Annotated in this window: 20 protein-coding genes; 14 read left to right on the top strand and 6 right to left on the bottom strand. The window is 71.5% G+C overall.

Annotated features, from left to right (window positions below; all coding sequences use genetic code 11):
- Positions 1 to 118: 118 nt before the first annotated feature.
- The 6 genes from dxr to M2271_RS09895 all read left to right on the top strand — a co-directional run bounded on the left by dxr (position 119) and on the right by M2271_RS09895 (position 7,556).
- The gene (gene dxr / locus M2271_RS09870) at positions 119 to 1,405 is read left to right on the top strand and encodes a 1-deoxy-D-xylulose-5-phosphate reductoisomerase (protein ID WP_280886734.1); all 1,287 of its coding nucleotides are present in this window, start codon (positions 119 to 121) and stop codon (positions 1,403 to 1,405) included.
- Between the two features lie 8 nt (positions 1,406 to 1,413).
- Positions 1,414 to 2,706: a site-2 protease family protein gene (locus M2271_RS09875; RefSeq protein ID WP_280886788.1), complete on the top strand. Its 1,293-nt coding sequence runs from the start codon at positions 1,414 to 1,416 to the stop codon at positions 2,704 to 2,706.
- A 170-nt stretch (positions 2,707 to 2,876) separates the two neighbouring features.
- Positions 2,877 to 4,034 carry a flavodoxin-dependent (E)-4-hydroxy-3-methylbut-2-enyl-diphosphate synthase gene (gene ispG, locus M2271_RS09880; RefSeq protein WP_280886735.1) on the top strand — a complete coding sequence of 386 codons (1,158 nt, stop codon included), beginning with the start codon at positions 2,877 to 2,879 and terminating at the stop codon, positions 4,032 to 4,034.
- A gap of 204 nt (positions 4,035 to 4,238) precedes the next feature.
- Entirely contained in the window at positions 4,239 to 5,087 is an 849-nt protein-coding gene (locus tag M2271_RS09885) for a GNAT family N-acetyltransferase (protein WP_280886736.1), read from the top strand.
- A gap of 63 nt (positions 5,088 to 5,150) precedes the next feature.
- Positions 5,151 to 5,681: a GNAT family N-acetyltransferase gene (locus M2271_RS09890; RefSeq protein ID WP_280886737.1), complete on the top strand. Its 531-nt coding sequence runs from the start codon at positions 5,151 to 5,153 to the stop codon at positions 5,679 to 5,681.
- 174 nt (positions 5,682 to 5,855) lie between these two features.
- A complete protein-coding gene (locus tag M2271_RS09895) occupies positions 5,856 to 7,556 on the top strand; it encodes a proline--tRNA ligase (RefSeq protein WP_280886738.1) in 1,701 nt (566 codons plus the stop codon).
- Positions 7,557 to 7,796: 240 nt separating this feature from the next.
- Here the strand turns inward: M2271_RS09895 and M2271_RS09900 are convergent, their stop codons facing one another.
- The 3 genes from M2271_RS09900 to M2271_RS09910 are packed head-to-tail and all read right to left on the bottom strand — an operon-like array spanning position 7,797 to position 9,822.
- Entirely contained in the window at positions 7,797 to 8,693 is an 897-nt protein-coding gene (locus M2271_RS09900) for an aminoglycoside phosphotransferase family protein (protein ID WP_280886739.1), read from the bottom strand.
- A gap of 59 nt (positions 8,694 to 8,752) precedes the next feature.
- Complete coding sequence (locus M2271_RS09905) at positions 8,753 to 9,217, bottom strand: ferritin-like domain-containing protein (RefSeq protein WP_280886740.1); 465 nt, start codon at positions 9,215 to 9,217, stop codon at positions 8,753 to 8,755.
- The gene (locus M2271_RS09910) at positions 9,214 to 9,822 is read right to left on the bottom strand and encodes a hypothetical protein (protein WP_280886741.1); all 609 of its coding nucleotides are present in this window, start codon (positions 9,820 to 9,822) and stop codon (positions 9,214 to 9,216) included. Before M2271_RS09910 ends, M2271_RS09905 begins: the two co-directional genes overlap by 4 nt.
- Before the next feature lie 226 nt (positions 9,823 to 10,048).
- Here M2271_RS09910 and rimP point away from each other — a divergent pair, with 226 nt between their 5' ends.
- The 8 genes from rimP to M2271_RS09950 all read left to right on the top strand — a co-directional run bounded on the left by rimP (position 10,049) and on the right by M2271_RS09950 (position 18,983).
- Positions 10,049 to 10,621: a ribosome maturation factor RimP gene (gene rimP / locus M2271_RS09915; RefSeq protein WP_280886742.1), complete on the top strand. Its 573-nt coding sequence runs from the start codon at positions 10,049 to 10,051 to the stop codon at positions 10,619 to 10,621.
- A gap of 2 nt (positions 10,622 to 10,623) precedes the next feature.
- The gene (gene nusA, locus M2271_RS09920; RefSeq protein WP_280886743.1) at positions 10,624 to 11,610 is read left to right on the top strand and encodes a transcription termination factor NusA; all 987 of its coding nucleotides are present in this window, start codon (positions 10,624 to 10,626) and stop codon (positions 11,608 to 11,610) included.
- Positions 11,611 to 11,700: 90 nt separating this feature from the next.
- Entirely contained in the window at positions 11,701 to 11,982 is a 282-nt protein-coding gene (locus M2271_RS09925) for a YlxR family protein (RefSeq protein ID WP_280886744.1), read from the top strand.
- A gap of 176 nt (positions 11,983 to 12,158) precedes the next feature.
- Positions 12,159 to 15,344, top strand: a complete 3,186-nt coding sequence (infB, locus tag M2271_RS09930) for a translation initiation factor IF-2 (RefSeq protein ID WP_280886745.1) — start codon at positions 12,159 to 12,161, stop codon at positions 15,342 to 15,344.
- A 154-nt stretch (positions 15,345 to 15,498) separates the two neighbouring features.
- Positions 15,499 to 15,792, top strand: coding sequence for a DUF503 domain-containing protein (locus M2271_RS09935; RefSeq protein WP_280886746.1), 294 nt, complete (start codon positions 15,499 to 15,501; stop codon positions 15,790 to 15,792).
- A gap of 73 nt (positions 15,793 to 15,865) precedes the next feature.
- On the top strand, positions 15,866 to 16,318 hold the full coding sequence (gene rbfA / locus M2271_RS09940) for a 30S ribosome-binding factor RbfA (RefSeq protein ID WP_280886747.1): 453 nt from the start codon (positions 15,866 to 15,868) through the stop codon (positions 16,316 to 16,318).
- The gene (gene truB, locus M2271_RS09945) at positions 16,315 to 17,220 is read left to right on the top strand and encodes a tRNA pseudouridine(55) synthase TruB (protein ID WP_280886748.1); all 906 of its coding nucleotides are present in this window, start codon (positions 16,315 to 16,317) and stop codon (positions 17,218 to 17,220) included. The genes rbfA and truB overlap by 4 nt, the downstream gene beginning before the upstream one ends.
- A gap of 812 nt (positions 17,221 to 18,032) precedes the next feature.
- On the top strand, positions 18,033 to 18,983 hold the full coding sequence (locus M2271_RS09950) for a bifunctional riboflavin kinase/FAD synthetase (protein ID WP_280886749.1): 951 nt from the start codon (positions 18,033 to 18,035) through the stop codon (positions 18,981 to 18,983).
- Between the two features lie 80 nt (positions 18,984 to 19,063).
- On the opposite strand, the gene M2271_RS09955 is transcribed toward M2271_RS09950, so the two are convergent.
- The 3 genes from M2271_RS09955 to eccE all read right to left on the bottom strand — a co-directional run bounded on the left by M2271_RS09955 (position 19,064) and on the right by eccE (position 24,816).
- On the bottom strand, positions 19,064 to 22,348 hold the full coding sequence (locus M2271_RS09955; protein ID WP_280886750.1) for an SCO5717 family growth-regulating ATPase: 3,285 nt from the start codon (positions 22,346 to 22,348) through the stop codon (positions 19,064 to 19,066).
- A 345-nt stretch (positions 22,349 to 22,693) separates the two neighbouring features.
- Positions 22,694 to 23,470: a hypothetical protein gene (locus M2271_RS09960; protein ID WP_280886751.1), complete on the bottom strand. Its 777-nt coding sequence runs from the start codon at positions 23,468 to 23,470 to the stop codon at positions 22,694 to 22,696.
- A 5-nt stretch (positions 23,471 to 23,475) separates the two neighbouring features.
- Complete coding sequence (eccE, locus tag M2271_RS09965) at positions 23,476 to 24,816, bottom strand: type VII secretion protein EccE (protein ID WP_280886752.1); 1,341 nt, start codon at positions 24,814 to 24,816, stop codon at positions 23,476 to 23,478.
- Between the last annotated feature and the right edge of the window lie 137 nt (positions 24,817 to 24,953).

Genomic DNA, 24,953 nt, shown 5'->3' on the forward strand with positions numbered 1-24,953 from the left:
GTCACCCGCCCGCCGACTCGCGCGCCCGTGACCGGACTCACCCGCCCGCCGACCCGCGCGCCCCCCGAGAGAGGGACGCGCTGTCCTCACGGCAGCCCGTTGCGGCCACAATAGGACGATGAGCGACAGTCCAGCCCTCACAGGGCGCGGGGCGGAAGCCCCGTCTGCCCTCGCCGACCCGCACCTCGTCTACGACCCCATCGGGGGCGCCGGCCCGAAGGATGTGGTGATCCTCGGCTCCACCGGCTCGATCGGGACCCAGGCCATCGACCTCGTGCTGCGCAACCCCGACCGGTTCCGGGTCACCGGGCTCTCCGCCAACGGTGGCCGGGTCGCGCTCCTCGCCGAGCAGGCGTACCAGCTACGGGTACGCACCGTCGCGGTCGCCCGCGAGGACGTCGTACCGGCCCTGCGCGAGGCCCTGAGCAGCCAGTACGGCCCCGGAGAACCGCTTCCCGAGATCCTCGCCGGCCCCGACGCGGCCACCCTGGTCGCCGCCTCCGACTGCCACACCGTCCTGAACGGCATCACCGGCTCCATCGGTCTCGCCCCGACCCTCGCCGCCCTGGAGGCGGGCCGCACCCTCGCGCTCGCCAACAAGGAGTCGCTCATCGTGGGCGGCCCGCTGGTCAAGGCCCTCGCCAAGCCGGGGCAGATCATCCCGGTCGACTCCGAGCACGCGGCGCTGTTCCAGGCGCTGGCGTCCGGCACGAGAGCGGACGTACGCAAGCTCGTCGTCACCGCCTCCGGGGGCCCCTTCCGCGGCCGTACGAAGGAACAGCTGGCGCACGTGACGGTGGAGGACGCCCTCGCGCACCCCACCTGGGCCATGGGCCCGGTGATCACGATCAACTCCGCGACCCTCGTGAACAAGGGCCTGGAGGTCATCGAGGCGCACCTCCTCTACGACATTCCCTTCGATCGGATTGAGGTGGTCGTGCACCCGCAGTCGTATGTCCACTCGATGGTTGAATTCACGGACGGATCCACGATCGCCCAGGCGACACCCCCCGACATGCGCGGGCCGATCGCCATCGGCCTCGGCTGGCCCGAACGCGTCCCGGACGCGGCGCCCGCCTTCGACTGGAGCAAGGCGTCGACCTGGGAGTTCTTCCCGCTCGACCGCGACGCGTTCCCGGCGGTCGACCTGGCGTGCCACGTCGGTCAGCTCGCGGGCACGGCCCCCGCGGTGTTCAATGCGGCCAACGAGGAGTGTGTGGAGGCCTTCCGGCTCGGCGCGCTGCCGTTCAACGGGATCGTGGAGACCGTGACCCGGGTGGTGGACGAGCACGGCACCCCGGGCTCGGGAACCTCGCTCACGGTCGCGGACGTCCTCGAAGCGGAGACCTGGGCGCGGACCCGGGCCCGGGAACTGACGGCACAGACGGCGGAGGCCCGTGCATGACGACCCTGATGTTCATCCTCGGCATAGTGCTTTTCGCCGTCGGCCTCCTGGTGTCGATCGCGTGGCACGAGCTGGGGCACCTGTCCACCGCCAAGCTCTTCGGCATCCGTGTGCCGCAGTACATGGTCGGCTTCGGCCCGACGGTCTTCTCCCGCAGGAAGGGCGACACGGAGTACGGCGTCAAGGCCATCCCGTTCGGCGGCTACATCCGCATGATCGGCATGTTCCCGCCCGGCCCGGACGGCCGTCTGGAGGCCCGCTCCACCTCTCCCTGGCGCGGCATGATCGAGGACGCCCGCTCGGCCGCGTTCGAGGAGCTCAGGCCGGGTGACGAGAACCGCCTCTTCTACACGCGCAAGCCGTGGAAGCGGGTCATCGTGATGTTCGCGGGCCCGTTCATGAACCTGATCCTGGCGGTGGCGCTGTTCCTCGTCGTCCTGATGGGCTTCGGTATCTCGCAGCAGACCACCACCGTCAGCTCCGTCTCGAAGTGCGTCATCTCCCAGAGCCAGAACCGCGACGACTGCAAGAAGTCCGACCCGGCCTCCCCGGCCGCGGCCGCCGGCCTGAAGGCGGGCGACAAGATCGTCTCCTTCGACGGTGTCAGGACCGACGACTGGAACCGGCTGTCCGACCTGATCCGCGCCAACCCGGGCAAGGACGTGCCGATCGTCGTCGACCGCGACGGCGAGCAGGTCAGCCTGCACGCGAAGATCGCCGACAACCAGGTCGCCAAGAAGGACTCCAGCGGCCAGTACGTCCAGGGGCAGTACGTCAACGCCGGCTTCCTCGGCTTCAGCGCCGCCACCGGCATCGTCAAGCAGGACTTCGGCGACTCGGTGACCTGGATGGGCGACCGCGTCGGCGACGCCGTCAACTCCCTCGCCGACCTGCCCGGCAAGGTCCCGGCCCTGTGGGACGCGGCCTTCGGCAACGGCCCGCGCGAACCCGACTCCCCGATGGGCGTCGTCGGCGCGGCCCGCGTGGGCGGTGAGATCTTCACTCTGGACATCCCGCCGACCCAGCAGCTGGCGATGGCGCTGATGCTGGTGGCCGGCTTCAACCTGTCCCTCTTCCTCTTCAACATGCTCCCGCTGCTGCCGCTCGACGGCGGCCACATCGCGGGCGCCCTGTGGGAGGCGCTGCGCCGGAACCTGGCGAAGGTGCTGAGGCGGCCCGACCCCGGGCCGTTCGACGTGGCGAAGCTGATGCCGGTCGCCTATGTGGTGGCGGGAATCTTCATTTGCTTCACCTTGCTCGTCCTGGTGGCGGATGTCGTCAATCCGGTGAGAATCTCCTAGCCGTACGGCGTTCGAAGGCGGCCCGGCAGGCTCGACGCCGGGCCGCCTTCCCTTGGGTGGCTTTGACGGCCGTGATGTGCCGGCGCGGTCGCCCGTGCCGTAATCTCGAAGTCTGGAGCCCGCTGCTGACGGGGCCGGACCTTGATCCACGACTTGGGGTTGCACAGCAGATGACTGCGATTTCTCTCGGCATGCCGTCCGTTCCGACCAGGCTCGCCGAGCGCCGGAAGAGTAGGCAGATCCAGGTCGGATCCGTGGCGGTCGGCGGAGACGCCCCGGTGTCGGTGCAGTCGATGACCACGACCCGTACGTCGGACATCGGCGCCACCCTGCAGCAGATCGCGGAACTCACCGCCTCGGGCTGCCAGATCGTCCGTGTGGCCTGCCCCACGCAGGACGACGCGGACGCCCTCGCCACGATCGCCCGCAAGTCGCAGATCCCGGTGATCGCGGACATCCACTTCCAGCCGAAGTACGTGTTCGCCGCCATCGAGGCCGGCTGTGCGGCCGTCCGCGTCAACCCCGGCAACATCAAGCAGTTCGACGACAAGGTCAAGGAGATCGCCAGGGCCGCGAAGGACCACGGCACCCCGATCCGTATCGGCGTGAACGCGGGCTCGCTCGACCAGCGCCTGCTCCAGAAGTACGGCAAGGCCACTCCCGAGGCGCTGGCCGAGTCCGCGCTGTGGGAGGCGTCCCTCTTCGAGGAGCACGACTTCCGGGACATCAAGATCTCCGTCAAGCACAACGACCCGGTCGTCATGGTCGAGGCCTACCGCCAGCTCGCGGCCCAGTGCGACTACCCCCTCCACCTCGGCGTGACGGAGGCGGGCCCGGCGTTCCAGGGCACGATCAAGTCGGCGGTCGCCTTCGGCGCGCTGCTCAGCCAGGGCATCGGCGACACGATCCGCGTCTCCCTGTCGGCCCCGCCGGTCGAGGAGGTCAAGGTCGGCAACCAGATCCTGGAGTCACTGAACCTCAGGCAGCGCGGCCTGGAGATCGTCTCCTGCCCGTCCTGCGGCCGTGCCCAGGTCGACGTGTACAAGCTGGCCGAAGAAGTCACCGCCGGCCTGACCGGCATGGAGGTCCCGCTGCGCGTCGCCGTCATGGGCTGCGTCGTCAACGGCCCGGGCGAGGCCCGTGAGGCCGACCTCGGTGTCGCCTCCGGCAACGGAAAGGGCCAGATCTTCGTCAAGGGCGAGGTCATCAAGACCGTCCCCGAGTCCAAGATCGTCGAGACTCTCATCGAGGAGGCCATGAAGCTGGCCGAGCAGATGGAGACGGACGGCGTGCCGTCGGGCGAACCGTCGGTCTCGGTGGCGGGCTGACTCTCCGCGGGTGCCCCCTCCGGGGACGTTCGAGGACGTAGCCGTCGGACCGTCGGCCGGGGTCCGCCTCCGGCAGCCCCCGGAGGCGGGGCGGCAGACCGACGGTCACTTCCGGACGAGCGGTGGCCGAACACCCGGCGACGCTGCCCAGCTTCCGCAGGTACAGTGCGGAGATCAGCAGAACCCCAGTGTGAGGCCCCGCCCGTGTTGACCCAGACGACCTCCCGGGTCCTCGAACCGAGCGACCTGGACGCCGCGCTCGCCGTCCTGCACCGCGAGCCGGTCGCGAACGCCTTCGTGACCTCCCGGATCCAGGTCGCGGGCCTCGACCCATGGCGGCTCGGCGGCGAGATGTGGGGCTGGTACGAGGACGGCATGCTGACGTCCCTGTGCTATGCGGGCGCCAACCTGGTCCCGATCTGCGCCACCCCGCGCGCCGTCCGCGCCTTCGCCGACCGGGCCCGCAGGGCCGGCCGCCGCTGCTCCTCCATCGTCGGTCCCGCCGAACCCACCGCCCAGCTCTGGCGGTTGCTGGAACCCAGCTGGGGCCCCGCCCGCGAGGTCCGCACCCGCCAGCCCCTCATGATCACCGACCGCGTGTCGTCCGACATCGCCCCGGATCCCCACGTCCGCCGCACCCGCAAGGACGAGGTGGACACGCTCATGCCGGCCTGCGTGGCGATGTTCACCGAGGAGGTCGGCGTCTCCCCGATGGCCGGCGACGGCGGCCTCCTCTACCAGGCCCGCGTCGCCGAACTCGTCGGCGCCGGCCGCTCCTTCGTCCGCCTCGACGAGAACGGCAAGGTCGCCTTCAAGGCGGAGATCGGCGCCGCGACGGACCGCGCCTGCCAGATCCAGGGCGTCTGGGTGGCCCCCGAGTACCGGGGGAGGGGCCTGGCCGCGCCCGGCATGGCCGCGGTCCTGCGCTACGCCCTGGCGGACATCGCCCCGGTGGTGAGCCTGTACGTCAACGACTTCAACACGGCGGCGAGAAGGACGTACCGCAGGGTGGGGTTCCAGGAGATCGGCGCGTTCATGAGCGTTCTCTTCTGACGGACCGGCCCCCGTCCACCCCGCACCGGCAGACAACCGAAACACCCCTGTAGGCTCCCCGCCATGGACCTCGTCATCGGCCCCCTGGACCTGTCCGCCCACGTCGATGAGGCCCTAGCCGTCCAAGCCATCGCTTTCGGCCTGGGCCCCGACGAGGTGGCCGTGCGCCGCCAGATCGTCCTGCGCCACATGACCTACCCAGGAGCCAGGGCCCTCGGCGCCACCGCCGGAGGCAACCTCGTGGGCTTCGTCTACGGCATGCCCAACAACCGCGCCCACTGGTGGTCCACCGTCGTCGAGCCGTACCTCAGCGCCCGCGGCCACGACGACTGGCTCGACGACTCCTTCGTCATCACCGAGCTGCACGTCCATCCCCGCCACCAGAACCGTGGCATCGGCCGGTCCCTGATCACCACCATCACCGACAGCGCCGCCGAACCCCGCTCGATCCTCTCCGCGATCGACACCTACAGCCCCGCCCGCGGCCTCTACCACTCCCTCGGCTACCAGGACCTGGCCCGCCAGGTCCTGTTCCCCAGCGCGCCCAAGCCGTACGCCGTGATGGGCGCCCCGCTGCCCCTGCGCCGGCGCTGACCGGCCACCACCGGGAACCGACTACCACCGGGAACCGTTCACCACCGGGAACCGCTCACCACGGGGAATCGATTACCACCGGGATGGACCCCCCGGTTAACCTCCTGCCATCACCTCCCCCACTCTCGGCTTCGCCCGGGCGGGGGGACCCCCAGCAGCAGGAGTACGAAAACCATGGCGAACGCACCGGTCCAGCGCATGTCCCAGTTGATGGTGAAGACGCTGCGCGACGACCCGGCGGACGCCGAGGTCCTCAGCCACAAGCTGCTCGTCCGCGCCGGCTATGTCCGCCGTACCGCCGCGGGTCTGTGGAGCTGGCTGCCGCTCGGCAAGAAGGTCCTCGCCAACGTGGAGCGGATCGTACGCGAGGAAATGGACGCCATCGGCGCCCAGGAGGTGCTGCTCCCCGCGCTGCTGCCGCGTGAGCCCTACGAGGCGACCGGCCGCTGGGAGGAGTACGGCCCCGAGCTGTTCCGCCTCCAGGACCGCAAGGGCGGCGACTACCTCCTCGGCCCCACCCACGAGGAGATCTTCACCCTGCTGGTGAAGGACCAGGCGTCCTCCTACAAGGACCTGCCGGTGATGCTCTACCAGATCCAGCACAAGTACCGGGACGAGGCCCGCCCCCGCGCCGGCATCCTGCGCGGCCGTGAGTTCCTGATGAAGGACTCGTACTCCTTCGACCTGGAGGACGAGGGCCTCGCCCGGTCGTACGCCCTGCACCGCGGGGCCTACCAGAAGATCTTCGCGCGCCTGGGCCTCGACTACCGCATCTGTGCCGCCACGGCGGGCGCGATGGGCGGCTCCAAGTCGGAGGAGTTCCTCGCCCCGGCCGGCGCCGGCGAGGACACCTTCGCGGACTGCCCGAACTGCGACTTCGCGGCGAACACCGAGGCGATCACGTACGAGCTGCAGCCGGTGGACGGCTCCGCCGTGCCCGCGGCCGAGGAGATCCCGACCCCGGACACCCCCACCATCGAGACCCTCGCCGCCTCTCTCGGCGTCCCGGCGTCCGCCACCCTCAAGAACCTGCTCGTGAAGGTGGACGGCGAGATCGTCGCCGTCGGCGTCCCCGGCGACCGCGAGGTCGACCTGGACAAGGTCGAGGCGCACTTCGCCCCGGCGGTCGTCGAGATGGTCACCGAGGCGGACTTCGCGACCCGCCCCGACCTGGTCCGTGGTTACGTCGGTCCGCAGGGCCTGGAGAAGGTGACGTACATCGCCGACCCGCGGGTGGCCCCCGGCACCGCGTGGATCACCGGCGCCAACAAGGAGCACACGCACGCGAAGAACGTCGTCGCGGGCCGTGACTTCGAGGCCGACCAGTACGTCGACGTCGTGGTCGTCCAGGAGGGCGACCCCTGCCCGAAGTGCGGCACCGGCCTCAAGCTGGACCGTGCCATCGAGATCGGCCACATCTTCCAGCTGGGCCGCAAGTACACCGACGCCCTCAAGCTCGACGTCCTCGGCCCGCAGGGCAAGCCGGTCCGCGTGACCATGGGCTCCTACGGCGTCGGCGTCTCCCGCGCGGTCGCCGCCCTCGCCGAGCAGACCGCCGACGACAAGGGCCTGTGCTGGCCCAAGGAGGTCGCCCCGGCCGACGTGCACGTCGTCGCCGCGGGCAAGGCCCTGCAGACCGAGCTGGCCCTCGACGTCTCCGGCAAGCTCGCGGCGGCAGGCGTCCGCGTCCTGGTGGACGACCGGGCCGGCGTCTCCCCAGGCGTGAAGTTCACGGACTCGGAGCTGATCGGCGTACCGCAGATCCTGGTGGCCGGCCGGCGTGCCGCCGAGGGCGTCCTGGAGCTGAAGGACCGCCGCACCGGCGAGCGCGAGGAGCTGACGGTCGAGGAGGCGGTCGCCCGCCTGACCGCCTGACCGCCTGACCGCCTGACCGCCAGGCCGCTTGACCGCCAGGCCCCCTGACTGCCTGGTGGTCTGACAGGCGAACGCGTTCGCGGAGCCAGGCCGTCTGACCGCCAGGGGGCTTGGCCCTCTGGCCCTCTGGCCCTCTGACAGTCGAACGCGTTCGCGGAGCCGCCACCGACTGTTCCCTCCGCACGCCCGACCCGAGGCGGCGCGAGGGGGCAGCCGCAAACCCGAGGCGGCGCAACGGAGTCAGAGCCAGCTCGCGAACTCCAGCAGCAGCTCGGCTGCCTGCGGTCGTCCGACCCGCCGTGCCCGCAGGCCCGACTCCACCGCCCGGAACAGAGTCCAGCCCCGCAGCCGGTCCTGGTCCACGTCCAGGGACTCGGCGAGCCGCTTGACCCGCCGTCGGGTCGTCGCCGCGCCGGACGGCGAGGCGATCAGGTCCTCCACCCGGTCCCGCACCAGCCGCGCCAGATCGAAGGCGCACTCGCCGACCACCGGGTCGGGCCCGACGGCCAGCCACGACATCCGCTCACCGGCGAGCACCTTGCTCTGCCGGAACGTCCCGTGCAGCAGCCGCTGTTCGGGTGGCGCGGCCAGCAGGCCCTGGCGGGCCGCGAGCGCCGCGTCGACCAGGGGCGCCACCTCGGCGTCGGCGGTGGCACTCGCCCGCATCGCCTCGGCCTGCCGTCCGGTCCGCTCGGCCACCGTCTCGAAGGGGTGGTCGCCGGGCTCCACCCACAACCGACGCAAGGTCCCGGCCGCCTCAAGGAGTGCCTTCGCCTCCGGCAGCGACCGCACCGACACGTCCGGATGCAGCCGCTCCAGCAGCAGCACCCCCTCGGTCGTCAAGGGTTCGAGCAGCTGTACGGCACTCAGACCGGCCCAGCGCCGCAGCGCGGCCCGCTCGCTCTCCGGGCGGGCCCGGGGCGGGGCCAGTTTGAGCACCGCGGGCGTCCCGTCCGACCGCCGCACCAGCACGACCAGGCTGCTGCGCCCGCCGGGCACCTGTACCCGCTCGACGGTCAACTCGCCCTGCGCGACAGCCTGCCGGGCCGCCTCGGGCAGCTTCTCCAACCAGCCGTCGCCGTCCGGCGCCGCTTCACCGAGTGCCCTCACCAGACGCGGCGGGGGTTCGAAAGCCATACGCGAGCTGTTTCCTTCCCGTCGGTGTCCAGCCGTACGTGCCGTACCTGCCGTACGGGCTAAGCGGTGGGCGCCCCCGATGCCGACGCCGAAGCGGCCCCGTCCCGCTCGGCGAGCCCAGGGAAGGCTACGCTCTCGCCGCCGCGCCAGCGCACCGCCCGCACCGCCGCCTCGCGCAGCGCCCCGGCCGCCGTGCCCCGCAGCTCGCCCTCGGTCGACCGCACCAGATCGGAGTACACCCCCGCCACCCGGTCCTCCAGCTCGGCGGCCAGCCGCACCGCCGCTGCCGAGTCCGGCACCGGGAAGGGCAGCGCGTACGCGGGCGCCGCGGCCACCGGTGTTCCGCCCAGGTCCCGCACCTCACGGACCAGAGTGTCCCGCCGCGCGCGATGGGCGTCATACGCCGCCTTCACCTCCGTACGACGAACCTCGCCGATCCGCCCGCCGACGACGCCGTAGCCGTAGACCGCCGCGTGCTCGGCGGCCAGCGCCGCCTGGAGGGCCGTCAGCTCTCGTGCCTTCACTTCTTGCCCTCCGTCAGCAGAAACGCGTGCGCCGCCCCGGCCGCCGCCACCGAGGCCAGTAGCCGCGCCAGCTCGCCCGGTACGTCGAGCAGCGCCTCGGCCCGCCGGTCCGCGAGGGCGCGCTCGGCGGCGGCCAGCTCGGCGAGGGCGTCCTTCTCGTTCCCCCGTACGGCGGCCGACGGGGAAACGGATGACGAAGAAGCGGCGGAGGGCGAAAGAGAAACGGAGGGCGAAAGAGAAACGGATGGCGAAGGAGAAGCGGCCTTCGCGGACGGCTCGGGGGAGGTGGTTCGGGTGGCCGCGGTGCCCCCGAAGGCCTCCGTGTGCCGGGCGACCTCTGCACGCAACGGCCCCAGCCGGTCGGCCAGCGCCGGATACGCGGCGAGGACGAGGTCGTACCGCTCGGCCAGACCCCGGCTGTCCCGGGCCGCACGCGCGCGTGCCCGCGCGATCACCGACTGACTGCCGCCCGCGCTCTCCTCCGACTCCTCCGACTCCTCGGACCCGGAGGAGCAGCCCGCGAGCAGGGCGGCCCCGGCGGCCGAGACGAGCAGCGCTCTTCTGCGCGGCCCCGAGGGGGTGCGCGGCGGTGGGGGATACGGCACGGCAGACGTCCTCGGGGGCTCGTACGGACATACGGGCGGGAAGGGTGGCCCCGCCGATGATCACGGTACCCGCGAGCCCGCCAGCCGCCAGTCATCGGCGCCGCCCGCGCCTGCGGCGGCGCCTGACCGGTCGCAAGGTGGACGGCAACACCCCCCGTGACCGGATACCCTTTGATCAGACACGCGACCCACCCACAACAGCACACGCGGCCGAGGAGTCACCCGGATGAGCACCACCCAGAGCGAGAGGCTGCGAGAGCTTCTGGAACCGCTCGTCGGCTCCCAGGGCCTTGATCTCGAGGAGATCGCGGTGGACTCGGTCGGACGCAAGCGGGTGCTGCGCGTCGTCGTCGACTCCGACACCGGTGCGGACCTGGACCAGATCGCCGATGTGAGCCGCGCGCTCTCGGCGAAGCTCGACGAGACGGACGCGATGGGCGAGGGCGAGTACACCCTCGAGGTCGGAACCCCCGGCGCGGAGCGCCTCCTCAAGGAGCACCGCCACTACGTACGCGCTGTCGAGCGGCTGGTGAGGTTCCAGCTGCACGAGGGCGACGAGCTGGTCGCCCGCATCCTCCAGGTCGACGACGAGGGTCTGGACGTGGAGATCCCCGGTGTGAAGGGCCGCAAGGCCACCACCCGCAGACTCGCCTTCGCGGAGATCGACAGGGCCCGCGTGCAGGTCGAGTTCAACCGTAAGGACAAGCAGGACAAGCAGGGCGAGCACGACCAGCAGGACAAGAACGGCAAGCAGGGCGAGCGGGACGAGAAAGACATGAAGGAAGAGGAGGAGGCGTAGCAGTGGACATCGACATGAGTGCCCTGAGGGGCTTGGTGCGGGAGAAGGAGATTTCCTTCGACCTGCTGGTCGGGGCGATCGAGTCGGCCCTCCTCATCGCCTATCACCGCACCGAGGGAAGCCGCCGACACGCGCGCGTGGAGCTCAACCGGGAGACCGGACATGTGACCGTGTGGGCGAAGGAGGACCCCGAGGACCTCGAAGAGGGCCAGGAGGCCCGCGAGTTCGACGACACCCCGTCCGACTTCGGCCGTATCGCCGCCACCACCGCCAAGCAGGTCATCCTGCAGCGGCTGCGCGACGCCGAGGACGACGCGACGCTCGGCGAGTACGCGGGGCGCGAGGGCGACATCGTGACCGGCGTGGTCCAGCAGGGCCGCGACCCCAAGAACGTGCTGGTGGACATCGGCAAGCTGGAGGCCATCCTGCCGGTGCAGGAGCAGGTCCCCGGGGAGACGTATCAGCACGGGATGCGCCTTCGGTCGTACGTCGTCCGCGTGGCCAAGGGGGTGCGTGGTCCGTCCGTGACCCTGTCCCGTACACATCCCAATCTGGTGAAGAAACTCTTCGCGCTGGAGGTGCCGGAGATCGCCGACGGGTCCGTCGAGATCGCCGCCATCGCCCGCGAGGCCGGTCACCGCTCGAAGATCGCCGTGCGGTCCACACGTTCGGGTCTGAACGCCAAGGGTGCCTGTATCGGCCCCATGGGCGGGCGGGTGCGCAATGTCATGGGCGAGCTGAACGGTGAGAAGATCGACATCGTCGACTGGTCGGACGACCCGGCCGAGATGGTGGCGAACGCGCTGTCGCCCGCCCGGGTGTCCAAGGTCGAGGTCGTGGACATGGCCGCCCGGTCCGCCCGGGTGACCGTCCCCGACTACCAGCTGTCGCTGGCCATCGGCAAGGAAGGGCAGAACGCCCGCCTCGCGGCCCGGCTGACCGGCTGGCGGATCGACATCCGTCCGGACACCGAACAGCCGGAGGAATAGTTCTGAGCCGCAGATGGCTGAGATCACGACAACAACCGTTCGATTCCTGCCCCGAAAGGGTGAGGTCGGTACGGGGAGGTAGACTTAACAGTGTCTGGCCGGACGCACACCGGCGCATGCCCTGAACGCACCTGTGTGGGGTGCCGGGAGCGAGCGGCCAAGACCGAACTGCTGCGGACCGTGGCGATCAAGGATGCATGCGTCCCCGATCCACGCGGTACGCTGCCCGGCCGGGGTGCGTACATTCACCCCGCCTCGGTCTGTCTCGACCAGGCGGTACGCCGCCGGGCGTTCCCGAGGGCGCTGCGCGTCCCGGGCCCGCTCGACGTAAAGGCGTTGCGCCGGTACGTCGAGCAGACAGAAGGTTGCTGAGCAGCTCTCGCTGTGCAGGCAACACCGCAAGGAGCGTCGTACGGATCCCCGTGCGGCCCTGGTACCCCGCGAGTTGGAAGTAGGTCGAGATTGCGATGAGCACTCGATGAGCACGCGATGAGTACGCCCATGAAGTAGCGACGGTCCGGACGCAACCCGGACCTAAAAGGAGCGAAGTGGCTAAGGTCCGGGTATACGAACTCGCCAAGGAGTTCGGGGTGGAGAGCAAGGTCGTCATGGCCAAGCTCCAGGAACTCGGTGAATTCGTCCGTTCGGCGTCCTCGACGATCGAGGCGCCCGTTGTACGCAAGCTGACCGACGCCCTCCAGCAGGGCAACGGAGGCGGCAAGTCCGCCCCCGCACGCAAGGCTGTCCCGGCGAGGCCGGGTGCCCCCTCTCCCGCGCAGGCCGCCCGTCCGGCCGCCCCGCGCCCGCCGGCCCCCAAGCCGGCCGCCGCCGAGAGGCCCGCGGCTCCCGCCGCGTCAGCCGCTCCCGGCCCCCGTCCCACTCCGGGCCCGAAGCCCGCGCCGCGGCCCGCCCCGGCGTCCCCGGCTCCGACCACGCCCGAGTTCACGGCACCGCCGGCGGCTCCCGCCGCACCGGCTGCCTCCGCACCGGCTGCCTCCTCCGGCGCCGGCACCGGTTCCGGTGCTCGTCCGGGCGCCCCGCGTCCGGCCGGTCAGGGCCAGGGTCAGGGTCAGGGTGGCCAGGGTGCTCGTCCGGGTGCCCGTCCGTCCGGCCCCGGTCAGGGTGGCCAGGGCCGTGGTGACCGCGGCGACCGTCCCGCGGGCGACCGTCCCGGTGGTCAGCGTCCGGGCGGCCAGGCGCCGCGTCCCGGTGCCCGTCCGGCCGGTCCCCGTCCGGGCAACAACCCGTTCACCTCTGGTGGCTCCACCGGCATGGCGCGTCCGCAGACGCCCCGTCCGGGTGGTGCCCCGCGTCCGGGCGGTCAGGGCGGCCCCGGCGGCGCTCCGCGTCCGCAGGGCGCCGGTCAGGGCGGTCCCCGTCCCCAGGGCGCGTCGGGCGGTCCCCGTCCGCAGTCTCCGGGCGGCGCTCGTCCCACCCCGGGTGGCATGCCCCGCCCGCAGGGCGGCGCTCCGCGTCCCGGCGGCGGCCCCGGCGGCGCCCGTCCGAACCCCGGCATGATGCCGCAGCGTCCGGCTGCCGGCCCCCGTCCCGGCGGCGGTGGCCCCGGTGGCCGCGGTCCCGGCGCCGGTGGCGGTCGTCCGGGTGGCGCCGGTGGCGGTCGTCCCGGTGGCGGCGGCTTCGCCGGCCGTCCGGCCGGTCCCGGTGGCGGTGGCGGCGGTTTCGCCGGCCGTCCGGGTGGTCCCGGTGGCGGTGGCGGCGGTTTCGCCGGCCGTCCGGGTGGTCCCGGTGGCGGTGGCGGTCGTCCCGGCTTCGGTGGTCGTCCCGGTGGTCCGGGCGCTCGTGGTGGCACGCAGGGCGCCTTCGGTCGCCCCGGCGGTCCCGCGCGTCGCGGTCGCAAGTCGAAGCGGCAGAGGCGCCAGGAGTACGAGGCCATGCAGGCCCCGTCGGTCGGCGGCGTGATGCTGCCTCGCGGCAACGGACAGTCCGTCCGCCTGTCGCGCGGTGCGTCCCTCACCGACTTCGCCGAGAAGATCGGTGCCAACCCGGCGTCGCTCGTCGGCGTGATGATGAACCTCGGCGAGATGGTCACTGCCACGCAGTCCGTCTCCGACGAGACGCTGAAGCTCCTCGCGGACGAGATGAACTTCGTCCTCGAGATCGTCAGCCCCGAGGAGGAGGACCGCGAGCTGCTCGAGTCCTTCGACATCGAGTTCGGCGAGGACGAGGGTGGCGAGGAGTTCCTCGTCGCGCGTCCGCCGGTCGTGACCGTCATGGGTCACGTCGACCACGGTAAGACCCGACTGCTGGACACCATCCGCAAGACGAACGTCGTCGCGGGCGAGGCCGGCGGTATCACGCAGCACATCGGTGCGTACCAGGTCGCCACCCAGGTCAACGAAGAAGAGCGCAGGATCACCTTCATCGACACCCCGGGTCACGAGGCGTTCACCGCCATGCGTGCCCGTGGTGCCAAGTCGACCGACATCGCGATCCTCGTGGTGGCGGCCAACGACGGTGTGATGCCCCAGACGATCGAGGCGCTGAACCACGCCAAGGCGGCCGGTGTGCCGATCGTGGTCGCGGTCAACAAGATCGACGTCGAGGGTGCCGACCCGACCAAGGTGCGCGGTCAGCTCACCGAGTTCGGGCTGGTGGCCGAGGAGTACGGCGGCGACACCATGTTCGTCGACATCTCCGCCAAGCAGGGCCTCAACATCGAGAGCCTGCTGGAGGCCGTGGTCCTCACCGCGGACGCCTCGCTCGACCTGCGGGCCAACCCGGAGCAGGACGCGCAGGGTATTGCGATCGAGTCCCACCTCGACCGTGGCCGCGGTGCCGTCGCGACCGTCCTGGTGCAGCGAGGCACCCTGCGGGTCGGCGACACCATGGTGGTCGGCGACGCGTACGGCCGTGTCCGAGCGATGCTCGACGACAAGGGCGAGAACGTGGAAGAGGCGGGTCCCTCGACCCCGGTCCTCGTCCTCGGTCTCACCAACGTCCCGGGTGCCGGCGACAACTTCCTGGTTGTCGACGAGGACCGCACGGCGCGTCAGATCGCCGAGAAGCGTGCCGCTCGTGAGCGCAACGCCAACTTCGCCCGCCGGGGTGTCCGGTTCTCCCTGGAGAACCTGGACGAGGCCCTCAAGGCCGGTCTGGTGCAGGAACTCAACCTCATCATCAAGGGCGACGCGTCCGGTTCGGTGGAGGCTCTCGAGTCCTCGCTGCTCCAGCTCGACGTCGGCGAAGAGGTCGACATCCGTGTCCTGCACCGCGGCGTGGGTGCGGTCACCGAGTCGGACATCGACCTGGCGACCGGTTCCGACGCCATCGTCATCGGCTTCAACGTCCGCGCTGCGGGCCGCGCGGCGCAGATGGCGGACCGCGAAGGCGTCGACGTCCGGTACTACTCGGTGATCTACCAGGCCATCGAGGAGATCGAGGCGGCCCTCAAGGGCATGCTCAAGCCGGAGTACGAGGAGGTCGAGCTCGGCACGGCGGAGATCCGCGAGGTCTTCAAGTCGTCCAAGCTGGGCAACATCGCCGGTGTCCTGGTCCGCTCGGGCGAGGTCAAGCGCAACACCAAGGCGCGCCTCGTCCGCGACGGCAAGGTCGTGGCGGAGAGCCTCAACATCTCCGGGCTGCGTCGCTTCAAGGACGACGTCACCGAGATCCGCGAAGGCTTCGAGGGCGGTATCAACCTCGGAAACTTCAACGACATCAAGATCGACGACGTCATCGCGACGTACGAGATGCGGGAGAAGCCGCGCGCGTAAGCGCTCGGACTTCCGAGACGGTCCGGTCCGGGGCCGGTCGACGGAGATTATTTCCGTCGACCGGCCCCGGCCGTTCGTTGTACGGTTCTGATGCCCCTGCCCCAGGGAGGGCGGGGCCATCGATCCCGTACCGGCGGGTGAACCGGTTACACACATGTATGTGGGGACTCTGTCCTTCGACCTCCTCCTCGGCGACGTACGGTCGCTGAAGGAGAAGCGCTCCGTCGTCCGCCCGATCGTCGCCGAGCTCCAGCGGAAGTACGCGGTGAGCGCGGCCGAGGTGGAACACATGGACCTTCATCGCCGGGCGATCATCGGCCTGGCCGTGGTGTCCGGCGACACGGGGCACATCACCGACGTACTGGACCGCTGCGAGCGGCTGGTCGCCGGCCGTCCCGAGGTGGAGTTGCTGTCCGTCAGACGGCGCCTCCACGGTGACGACGACTAGTTTTCGGGCGACCGGTAGTTTTTTCGGGCGACCAGATTTTTGAACGTGGAACAGGAAGAACGGGAGACGACCAGTGGCCGACAACGCGCGGGCTAAGAGGCTGGCGGACCTCATCCGAGAGGTGGTGGCCCAGAAGCTGATGCGCGGGATCAAGGACCCGCGGCTCGGCTCGCACGTCACCATCACGGACACCCGGGTCACGGGTGACCTGCGGGAGGCGACCGTCTTCTACACGGTGTACGGGGACGACGAGGAGCGGGCTGCCGCGGCCGCCGGACTGGAGAGCGCCAAGGGCGTGCTCCGCTCCGCGGTCGGCGCGGCGGCGGGTGTGAAGTTCACGCCGTCGCTGGCCTTCGTGGCCGACGCGCTGCCCGACACCGCCAAGACCATCGAGGACCTCCTCGACAAGGCACGCCAGTCCGACGAGAAGGTGCGCGAGGTCTCGGCAGGCGCCGACTACGCCGGTGACGCGGACCCGTACAAGAAGCCGGGCGAAGACGAAGACGAGGACGACGCCGCCGAATGACCCAGAAGAACCGGACGCCCGACGGCCTTGTCATCGTCGACAAGCCGTCGGGCTTCACTTCGCACGACGTGGTCGCCAAGATGCGCGGGATCGCCAGGACCCGCCGCGTCGGTCACGCCGGAACCCTCGACCCCATGGCGACGGGCGTGCTTGTCCTCGGCGTCGAGAAGGCGACCAAGCTCCTCGGACACCTCGCGCTGACCGAGAAGGAGTACCTGGGCACGATCCGCCTCGGGCAGTCGACCCTGACGGACGACGCCGAGGGCGAGATCACGGAGTCGGTCGACGCCTCGAAGGTCACCCGCGACGCCGTCGACGCGGGGATCGCCAAGCTGTCCGGCGAGATCATGCAGGTGCCGTCCAAGGTCAGCGCCATCAAGATCGACGGTGTGCGCTCCTACAAGCGGGCGCGTGAGGGCGAGGAGTTCGAGATCCCCGCCCGGCCGGTCACCGTCTCCTCTTTCGCGGTGTACGACATCCGGGACGCCGTCGCCGAGGACGGCACCCCGATGCTCGACCTGGTGGTGTCGGTGACCTGCTCGTCCGGCACGTACATCCGCGCCCTGGCCCGGGACCTCGGCGCCGACCTGGGCGTCGGCGGCCACCTCACGGCGTTGCGGCGGACGCGGGTCGGCCCGTACAAGCTGGACTCCGCGAAGACGCTGGACCAGCTCCAGCAGGACCTGACGGTGATGCCGGTCGCCGAGGCCGCCGGGGCCGCGTTCCCGCGCTGGGACGTGGACGACAGACGCGCCCGGCTGCTGACGAACGGGGTACGGCTCGACATGCCCGACGAGTACGCCGGCAAGGGCGCCGTGGCGGTCTTCGCCCCCGGGGGGCTCTTCCTCGCCCTCGTCGAGGAGCAGAACGGCAAGGCGAAGAGCCTGGCCGTTTTCGGCTGAGGCGGCGCCGCGCCGGGTGACACGGCATCCGGCTGCGTCCGCGGCGTTCGACGGCATCCGGCTGCGTCCGACGGCATCCGGCTGTGGTCCGGCTGCGTCCGACCGCATCCGGCTGCCTGACCGTGGAGCGGCGTCACGGGGTCGTCACTGCCGCCGCTCCACGGTCCCCCCTCGGTTCCCCCACTCCTAGGGTTATCCAGCGGCCCCCGTGCATTCACCCGTCCGGGCAGGCGCTCGGAGTGAACCGGGGGAGCGGAAGGGGGCGTGTTCGCCGCGCGAGCTGTCCGGCTGATCATCGCGATCCATCCCGCTGATCATTACGGACCCGCGCACCCGGGCCCGCCATCTCCCGTAGGCGCTCGGGCACTTCATGGCCGGCGACCCACGGTTCCCGCGGTTCCCGCCGAGCGCTCTGGTCCCCGCCCTCACGACCCGCCCCGAACGGTCCTGGACGCCTTCTGCGCCCCACCGCGCCGCCCGGAGACCGCAGAGCCCTGCGCACCACCTGCGCGCCCGAGCCGACGTCACCACGCCCGCCCTGGCCCGCCGGGAGGCCGCCCTCGTCCGGGAGGGGGAGGCGGGGGCGTCGCCCGGAAGCTGCCGAGCAGGTGTCCGCGTACGGCGACCGGAGCCTGGAGCACGGGCCCACCGCCGGCAGGGTCTGCCTCCACAGCTCCCATGCCCATGCCTATCCCCATGCCTATACCTATGCCGATGCCGGGCCGGGACACCCGGCATGGCACCCTTAGACCTGCGTAACAGGCAGAGCGACGGACACAGGTTCGGCGAGGATGCGACGAGGAGCGGTCACAGTGCAACGCTGGCGTGGCTTGGAGGACATCCCCCAGGACTGGGGGCGCAGCGTCGTCACCATCGGGTCCTACGACGGAGTTCACCGCGGACACCAGCTGATCATCCGGCATGCCGCGGAACGCGCCCGTGAGCTGGGGGTTCCCTCGGTCGTCGTCACCTTCGACCCGCACCCCAGCGAGGTGGTGCGCCCCGGCAGCCACCCGCCGCTGCTGGCCCCGCACCACCGCCGCGCCGAACTCATGGCGGAGCTGGGCGTGGACGCGGTCCTGATCCTCCCGTTCACGACCGAGTTCTCGAAGCTCTCGCCCGCCGACTTCGTCGTCAAGGTCCTGGTCGACAAGCTGCACGCCAATGCGGTCGTCGAGGGCCCCAACTTCCGCTTCGGCCACAAGGCCGCGGGCAACGTCGAGTTCCTCGTCGAACAGGGCAAGGTGTACGACTTCGAGGTCGAGGTCGTCGATCTGTATGTGCGCGGAGAGGCGGGCGGCGGCGAGCCGTTCTCCTCCACCCTCACCCGGCGCCTGGTGGCCGAGGGGGAGGTCGAGGGTGCCGCCGAGATCCTGGGCCGCCCGCACCGGGTGGAGGGCGTGGTCGTCCGAGGCGCCCAGCGCGGGCGTGAACTCGGTTTTCCGACCGCCAACGTCGAGACCCTCCCGCACACCGCGATCCCCGCCGACGGCGTCTACGCGGGCTGGCTGCACGTGAACGGCGAGGCGATGCCGGCGGCGATCTCCGTCGGCACGAACCCGCAGTTCGACGGCACCGAGCGCACGGTGGAGGCGTACGCCATCGACCGCGTCGGCCTGGACCTCTACGGCCTGCATGTCGCCGTCGACTTCCTGGCCTTCGTGCGCGGGCAGGCCAAGTTCGACACGTTGGACGCGCTGCTGGAGCAGATGGCGGAGGACGTGCAGCGGTGCCGGGAGTTGGTCGCGGCGGCAGCCGGGTAGTTCTCCGTCCCCTTGCCAGACACTGAAGGGCGGCCGGTGCCTTGGGCACCGGCCGCCCTTCGTTCATGGCCGCGGACCGGCTACTGCTGCGGAGCCGGGGGAGGCGGCGGGGGCTGTGCCTGCCCGGGCTGCTGCGGGTAGCCGTACGCCTGTCCGGGCTGCTGCGGATAGCCGTAGGCCTGTCCGGGCTGGTCCGGTTGCGATGGCGGTTGGGGTTGTGGCTGTGGTTGTGGCTGCGACTGTGGTTGTGGCTGTGCCGGGTAGGGCTGGGGGGCCGCCTGCGGGTAAGGCCGGCCCTGCTGGGGGTAGGGCTGGGGGGCGTACGGTCCCTGCCCCGGCTGGCCGGGGGCGTAAGGTCCCTGTCCCGGCTGGCCGGGCTGCGGTTGCGGCGGGTAGGGACCTGGCTGCGCCGGAACCTGCTGTCCCGGGTAGGGCTGTCCCGGGTAAGGCTGTCCCGGCGTCGGGTAGCCCGGCATGGGCGGGGCCACCACGGGGGGCGGATTGCCGTCGCTCGTCCACAGGCCGTGCGCCTGCTGATGCCGTACGAAGTCCTCGGCGATCATCGCGGCCAGGTTGAAGTACGCCTCCCGCACCTTGGGCCGCATCATGTCGAGGTCGACTTCCGCGCCGGCGGCGAGATGCTCGTCGAACGGCACGACGATCACACCCCGGCACCGGGTCTCGAAATGGCTGACGATGTCCTCGACCTTGATCATCTTTCCGGTCTCGCGGACACCGGAGATGACGGTGAGGGACCGGGACACCAGATCGGCGTAGCCGTGCGCGGACAGCCAGTCCAGTGTCGTACTGGCGCTGCTCGCACCGTCCACCGACGGTGTCGAGACGATGATGAGCTGGTCGGCGAGGTCGAGCACACCGCGCATGGCGCTGTAGAGCAGACCGGTGCCGGAGTCGGTGAGGATGACCGGGTACTGGTTGCCCAGCACCTCGATCGCGCGCCGGTAGTCCTCGTCGTTGAACGTGGTCGACACGGCCGGGTCGACGTCGTTGGCGATGATCTCCAGGCCGGACGGGGCCTGGGAGGTGAACCGCCGGATGTCCATGTACGAGTTGAGATACGGGATCGCCTGGACGAGGTCACGAATGGTGGCCCCGGTCTCTCGGCGGACCCGGCGGCCGAGCGTACCGGCGTCCGGGTTGGCGTCGATCGCGAGGATCTTGTCCTGTCGCTCGGTGGCGAGGGTGGAGCCGAGGGCCGTGGTGGTCGTCGTCTTGCCGACACCGCCCTTGAGGCTGATCACAGCGATCCGGTAGCAGGACAGCACCGGGGTGCGGATCAGCTCCAACTTCCGCTGCCGCTCGGCCTCTTCCTTCTTTCCGCCCAGCTTGAACCGGCCCCCGCCGGGCGCCGGACGGCTGCTCTTCACCTTCTGCTTCTTGCTGTTGAGCAGCCGGTCGGCCGACAGCTCCACGGCCGCGGTGTAACCGAGGGGTGCGGCACCGGAATGGGTCGGCTGCCGCTGATCGTGCTGGATGGGCTGCGGCCAGGCGGCACCGGTACGCGGGTCGACGGCCTGCTGATGGGGGTGTTGGCCGTGCTGAGGCTGGGGCTGCTGGGGCTGCTGGGGGTGCTGGGGCTGTTGGGGGAACGGCGGGGTCTGGGGGGCCTGCGGGACCTGACCGTCGGGCTGGTGCGGAACACCTGGGTTCGCCGGTCCGCCCTGCGGTGTGGGCGGCTCCGGGAAGCCGTAACCACCAGGCTGGGCGGCGGGGTTGGGGCCGCCGGGCTGGGCGTTGGGTGCCGGAGCGGCAGCGGCCGGGGCGCCAGGCTGTGGGAAGCCGTAGCCACCCTGGGCGTTGGGTGCGGGGGGTTGCGGGAATCCGTAACCCCCCTGGGTGTTGGGTGTCGGAGGCTGGGGGAAGCCGTATCCGCCCTGTGCGGCGGGCGGCTGGTGGGCCGGGGTGCCGGGGTGCGGGAATCCGTAGCCGGGCTGGGGCGGGGCCGGGGGGATGTCCTGACCCGGGGGCGTCGGCGGGGCCGGCGGGTTCCAGCCGGTCGGCGCGGGCTGCGGTGCCTGCGGCTGGAAGGGCGGCTGCTGGGCGGGCGCCGACGGCCGGCCCGGCGCGGACTCCCTGGGGTCCGCGGGCTGCGGCTGCACGGGCCACTGCGGCGCGGCCGCCGGAGCGGCGGGCTGGTACGACGGCGGCAGCGGCGGCACCTCGCCCTGCGGCGCCCGCGGGGGAGTCCAGGCGGACGGTGGACCCTGCGCAGCGCCAGCGCCAGCGCCAGCGCCAGCACCAGCGCCAGGGGCAGTGGCACCCGCAGCGGCCTCGGCAGGCGCCGCGTCGGGGGCAGGCTCGGTGGTGGTGTCGGCGTCCGGTGCGGAGGCGCTCTCGGCTTCGCCGCCCGTGGAGGCGCCCGTCGAATCGCCCGCGGAACAGCCGTCCTCGGACACGGCAGCCGAAGCCTCCGCGTCCTCGCCGCCGTTGGCGACCTGCGGGAGGGAACCATCGGAAGTGTCGCCGGCGGCGGACCCGCCGCCATCGGCACCGGCGTCGTCGGCGGCACCGGCCGAGTCCGCGGCCGTACCGTCGAAGCCGCCATCGCCGCCACCGTCGCGGCCACCCTCATGGTCGCCGTCGCCGGACGGCACCGAAGCGTCGTCGGCCGAAGCCGCTTCCACGGAACCGCCGGCCGTGGCCTGGCTCACACCCTCGTCGGCAGGCTCCTGCGTCGCCCCGGTCCCCGGAGCGGTCTGTGCCTCCGTGGTGACGCCCAGGTCCGCGATCTCCCGGTTCAGGGAGGTGGCGGAGATCCGCATGGTCGAGCCGCTCTCCAGATCGCCGGTACCGGACTCGTCCTCACCGAAAGCAGGGAAGGGCGAGGAGGGGAAGGGCGAGGAGGGGGAGGGCGCCGGTGGTGGGGGAGCGACGGGCGGAGCGGGCGGCGTAACGGGAGGCACGGGGGCGGCATGTGCCCACTGCCCATGGGCCTGGCCATGCCCTTCCGGCTGCCCCTCAGGCCTGCCCTGCGGCTGCGGCAGCTCGAAGGCGCCGCCCGCGGGAGGCCCGGGAGGCGGGGGCGTCGTCGGTTCACCCGTGGGCGGCACGGGCGGAGTCGGAGTCGGAGCCGCTGGTGGGGTCGGAGTCGGCGTGGGAACCGTCGCCGGAAACGCGGGGTCCGGCGGCGGAAACGCGGGGCCCTGCGCCGGAAAGGCAGGATCCGGCGGCGGAACGGCCGCGGGGGCTCCCGCGGCACCGCCGCCCGAGTTCTGCGTGTACCAGGCGGGCGGCGCGTAGTCGATGGTGAACTCGCCCGTCATCTCGATGGCGGACTCCGCGTCGGTCTGGTCATCGCCGGGTGTGTCCCAGCCCCCGCGGATCCCGTCCCGATCGCTGCTCACAGTTCCTCCTGGTGTGGTCGAGCACCCTCATGCCGTGCCGGGGCGACCGTACTTGTCGTCGTGAGTCGTTCGAGGTCGTCCGCTCCACCGGCTCTTCCCCCTGGGGCGCGGACGCCCGGTCCACGGGTTCTGACGTCGCGCCCGGTACCAGCCTAATCACCACGCACCCCACCTCGGCAGGCCCGTCCACTCCTCACGGTCCGCCCACGGCGTCACATCCGGCCCGAAAGGGTCGACCACGCACCACTTTCCGGTGAACATATCTGCCGATAGCGGGCACTTGAGTGCGGCGAAAAGTGGAAAAATCACCCCTGGATGCCCAATTCGCGTCAGGCGGCGGCTGATTCAGTCCATCCTTCGTGGCGTACCCAACAATCCGATCTCGGCCTCCGTGGGGTGGGTCATCACGTACTGCCGGTCACGGTCGCTGCACCACAGCGTGAGACCGTCGGGGAGCCCGGGCAGGGCTTCCCTCTCCGCCCGGGGCAGCGCCATGGTCCGGCCCAGTACCGCGGCTTCGTCCGGCGAGATGCGCTGTACGCCGACGAGCCGGGCCTGTCTCACGAGTCGCGGCGCCACCGGGCTGAGATACGGCAACAGAGTCAGCACCGCCTGCCAGGGCCCGGAGGCGACCCGGCCCTGCGGCGGACGCATACCGCAGTCCCGCACCACCAGCACCGGCGTACCGGCCGAGGTGCCCTGCGGAGGCACCCGCCCCACGTCGTACACCGCCAGGCCGTTCTGTCCGCCGCCCATGGCGTGCACCATCTGCATCCAGGCCTGCGGGCGCCCCGTCTCCACGGCGACCCGCGCCCCCGTGGCCGCCGCTCTGAGCGCGATGACCTGCACGGTCCACAGGCCGCCGATGAGGACGATGTCGTACGGAGTGGGCCGGTTGAGTCCCAGCACCGCGGGCCCGCCCTCCGCGTTCACGCCTATGACGACGCCGTCGTCTCCGACGGGCAGCGCGAGCGCGTCCAGCTGTTCGAGGGACACGGAGTGCCGGGCGTGCCGTGGACCGATCAGTCCGAAGCCGTTGCGCAGCAGTTCCCGCGCCCGTGCGGGGACAGAGGGCTGGGGCTCGCCGCGACCGGCGGCAGGCTGTCCCGGACGCGCGGTCATCGCTGTCACCGGACACCTCCGAGGGGCATGGTGGCGAGCATGCCGGGCACCTGTTCGCGGTCGAGGCGTACGAGACCCGTGCCCGTGTGCCGGGCCGCGGACTGTACGGCACGCCGGGCCGCGACGAGTTCGTCGTCACTGCGGCCGGTCACCCGAAGATGTCCGCACACGGAGACCTCCTGCCGCTCGCCGCGCGTGAGCGTGAGGCTGAAGGTGGTGGCGAGGGCGGGAACAGCCGTTACCAGAGCGACCAGCTGAGGCAGCGACGGGGCTCTCTCGCCGCCCAGCGAGGGCCACCGGCGGATCCAGTAGGCGGTGTGTCTGCGGTTGTCGCAGCGCCAGCTCCGCCCGGACTCCTCCGTACGCCGTTCCCGCGTGTCCGTCCGCCCCGCCTCCGCCGTCACCAGCGGGTTGGCGCAGGCCGAGGTGGCGATGGCGGAGGTCAGCTCCTCCTCGTCGAGGAGGGTCGCGCGGAACCCGGCACCGGTCAGCCGGCTGGCGAGCTGGTCGGCGGCCCGTACGACACACTTCTGGGCGCCGACGAGACCACCGCCGCGCGCCGCCACCGCCTCCGGGCACAACTCCGGGTCGAGCTTCAACGCGATCCACGTGATGCGCACGGCCGGAGCACCCGTCTGTTCCTGCAGGGGCGCGTAGTTGGCGACGGCCACGGACTGCTGGGGCAGGTGGAGCGCGGGCGCGGGCTGGGTGTGCAGCACGACCTGCGCCGACTCCAGCCGGATCCCGTCCACCTCCAGGGCGTCGTACACCAGGGACAGCGGCAGCGGCTGCCGGTCGCGCTCGGCCCGCAGGGCGGTGGCGTCGGCCTCCACCTGCAGCACGGCGGTGACGAACGTGCCGTCCCCGATGACTCCGACCGGGCGCCGGTCGCGGCCCGCGTACGTGTAGGTCCGCAGGCTCGGGTCGCACTCCACAACCGGAGCGAGTCCCGGCTCGGTGCCCGCCGGTATCGGCGTGTTCGCTGCCTGCCGCTGTCGCGCCCGCAACGCCCTTGCCGTGGCCAGCCATTCGGGCAGCGAGCGGCCGCGGCGGCGAACGAAGGAGAGCAGCACCAGGCAGACGGCGATCACGGCCGCCACCACCAGTGCCACCGGACCGACCACCCAGCCGACGAGCAGGGCGGCCGCGGCGAGCTCCAGCAGGACGACCCGTTGCAACCGGGATGCCCCGGACTGACCTGAACGCGCCCTGAGATGGAGCGTGCCCGCCGCGGCGGGCCGCTGAGCCGACGTCGCCTGTGGCGTCCGCTGTGGAGCCTGCTGTGGTGCCGAGACCCCCTGTGTCCGCGATCGGCCGCGGGACCGCGCGCGCGTTCCGATAGCCACCACACCATCCCCCCGTCTTGCTCACAACTCGCCGTAGTCCAGCCCCACACGGGCCCCTTGAGGGCCCGGGTACCCTACCTGCTCCGCCAGTGCTCGCGGATACCAGGCATAGTAGGGGGCCGGTCTGACATCGGCGG

This window comes from Streptomyces sp. LBL, from assembly GCF_029893585.1.
Classification (GTDB): domain Bacteria; phylum Actinomycetota; class Actinomycetes; order Streptomycetales; family Streptomycetaceae; genus Streptomyces.

Excerpts from the sequence above, each read along its gene's own strand:
- dxr (WP_280886734.1), top strand. The coding sequence starts at position 119 with ATGAGCGACAGTCCAGCCCTCACAGGGCGCGGGGCGGAAGCCCCGTCT.
- M2271_RS09875 (WP_280886788.1), top strand. The coding sequence starts at position 1,414 with ATGTTCATCCTCGGCATAGTGCTTTTCGCCGTCGGCCTCCTGGTGTCG.
- ispG (WP_280886735.1), top strand. The coding sequence starts at position 2,877 with ATGACTGCGATTTCTCTCGGCATGCCGTCCGTTCCGACCAGGCTCGCC.
- M2271_RS09890 (WP_280886737.1), top strand. The coding sequence starts at position 5,151 with ATGGACCTCGTCATCGGCCCCCTGGACCTGTCCGCCCACGTCGATGAG.
- M2271_RS09895 (WP_280886738.1), top strand. The coding sequence starts at position 5,856 with ATGGCGAACGCACCGGTCCAGCGCATGTCCCAGTTGATGGTGAAGACG.
- M2271_RS09900 (WP_280886739.1), bottom strand. The coding sequence starts at position 8,693 with ATGGCTTTCGAACCCCCGCCGCGTCTGGTGAGGGCACTCGGTGAAGCG.
- rimP (WP_280886742.1), top strand. The coding sequence starts at position 10,049 with ATGAGCACCACCCAGAGCGAGAGGCTGCGAGAGCTTCTGGAACCGCTC.
- M2271_RS09935 (WP_280886746.1), top strand. The coding sequence starts at position 15,499 with ATGTATGTGGGGACTCTGTCCTTCGACCTCCTCCTCGGCGACGTACGG.
- truB (WP_280886748.1), top strand. The coding sequence starts at position 16,315 with ATGACCCAGAAGAACCGGACGCCCGACGGCCTTGTCATCGTCGACAAG.
- M2271_RS09960 (WP_280886751.1), bottom strand. The coding sequence starts at position 23,470 with ATGACCGCGCGTCCGGGACAGCCTGCCGCCGGTCGCGGCGAGCCCCAG.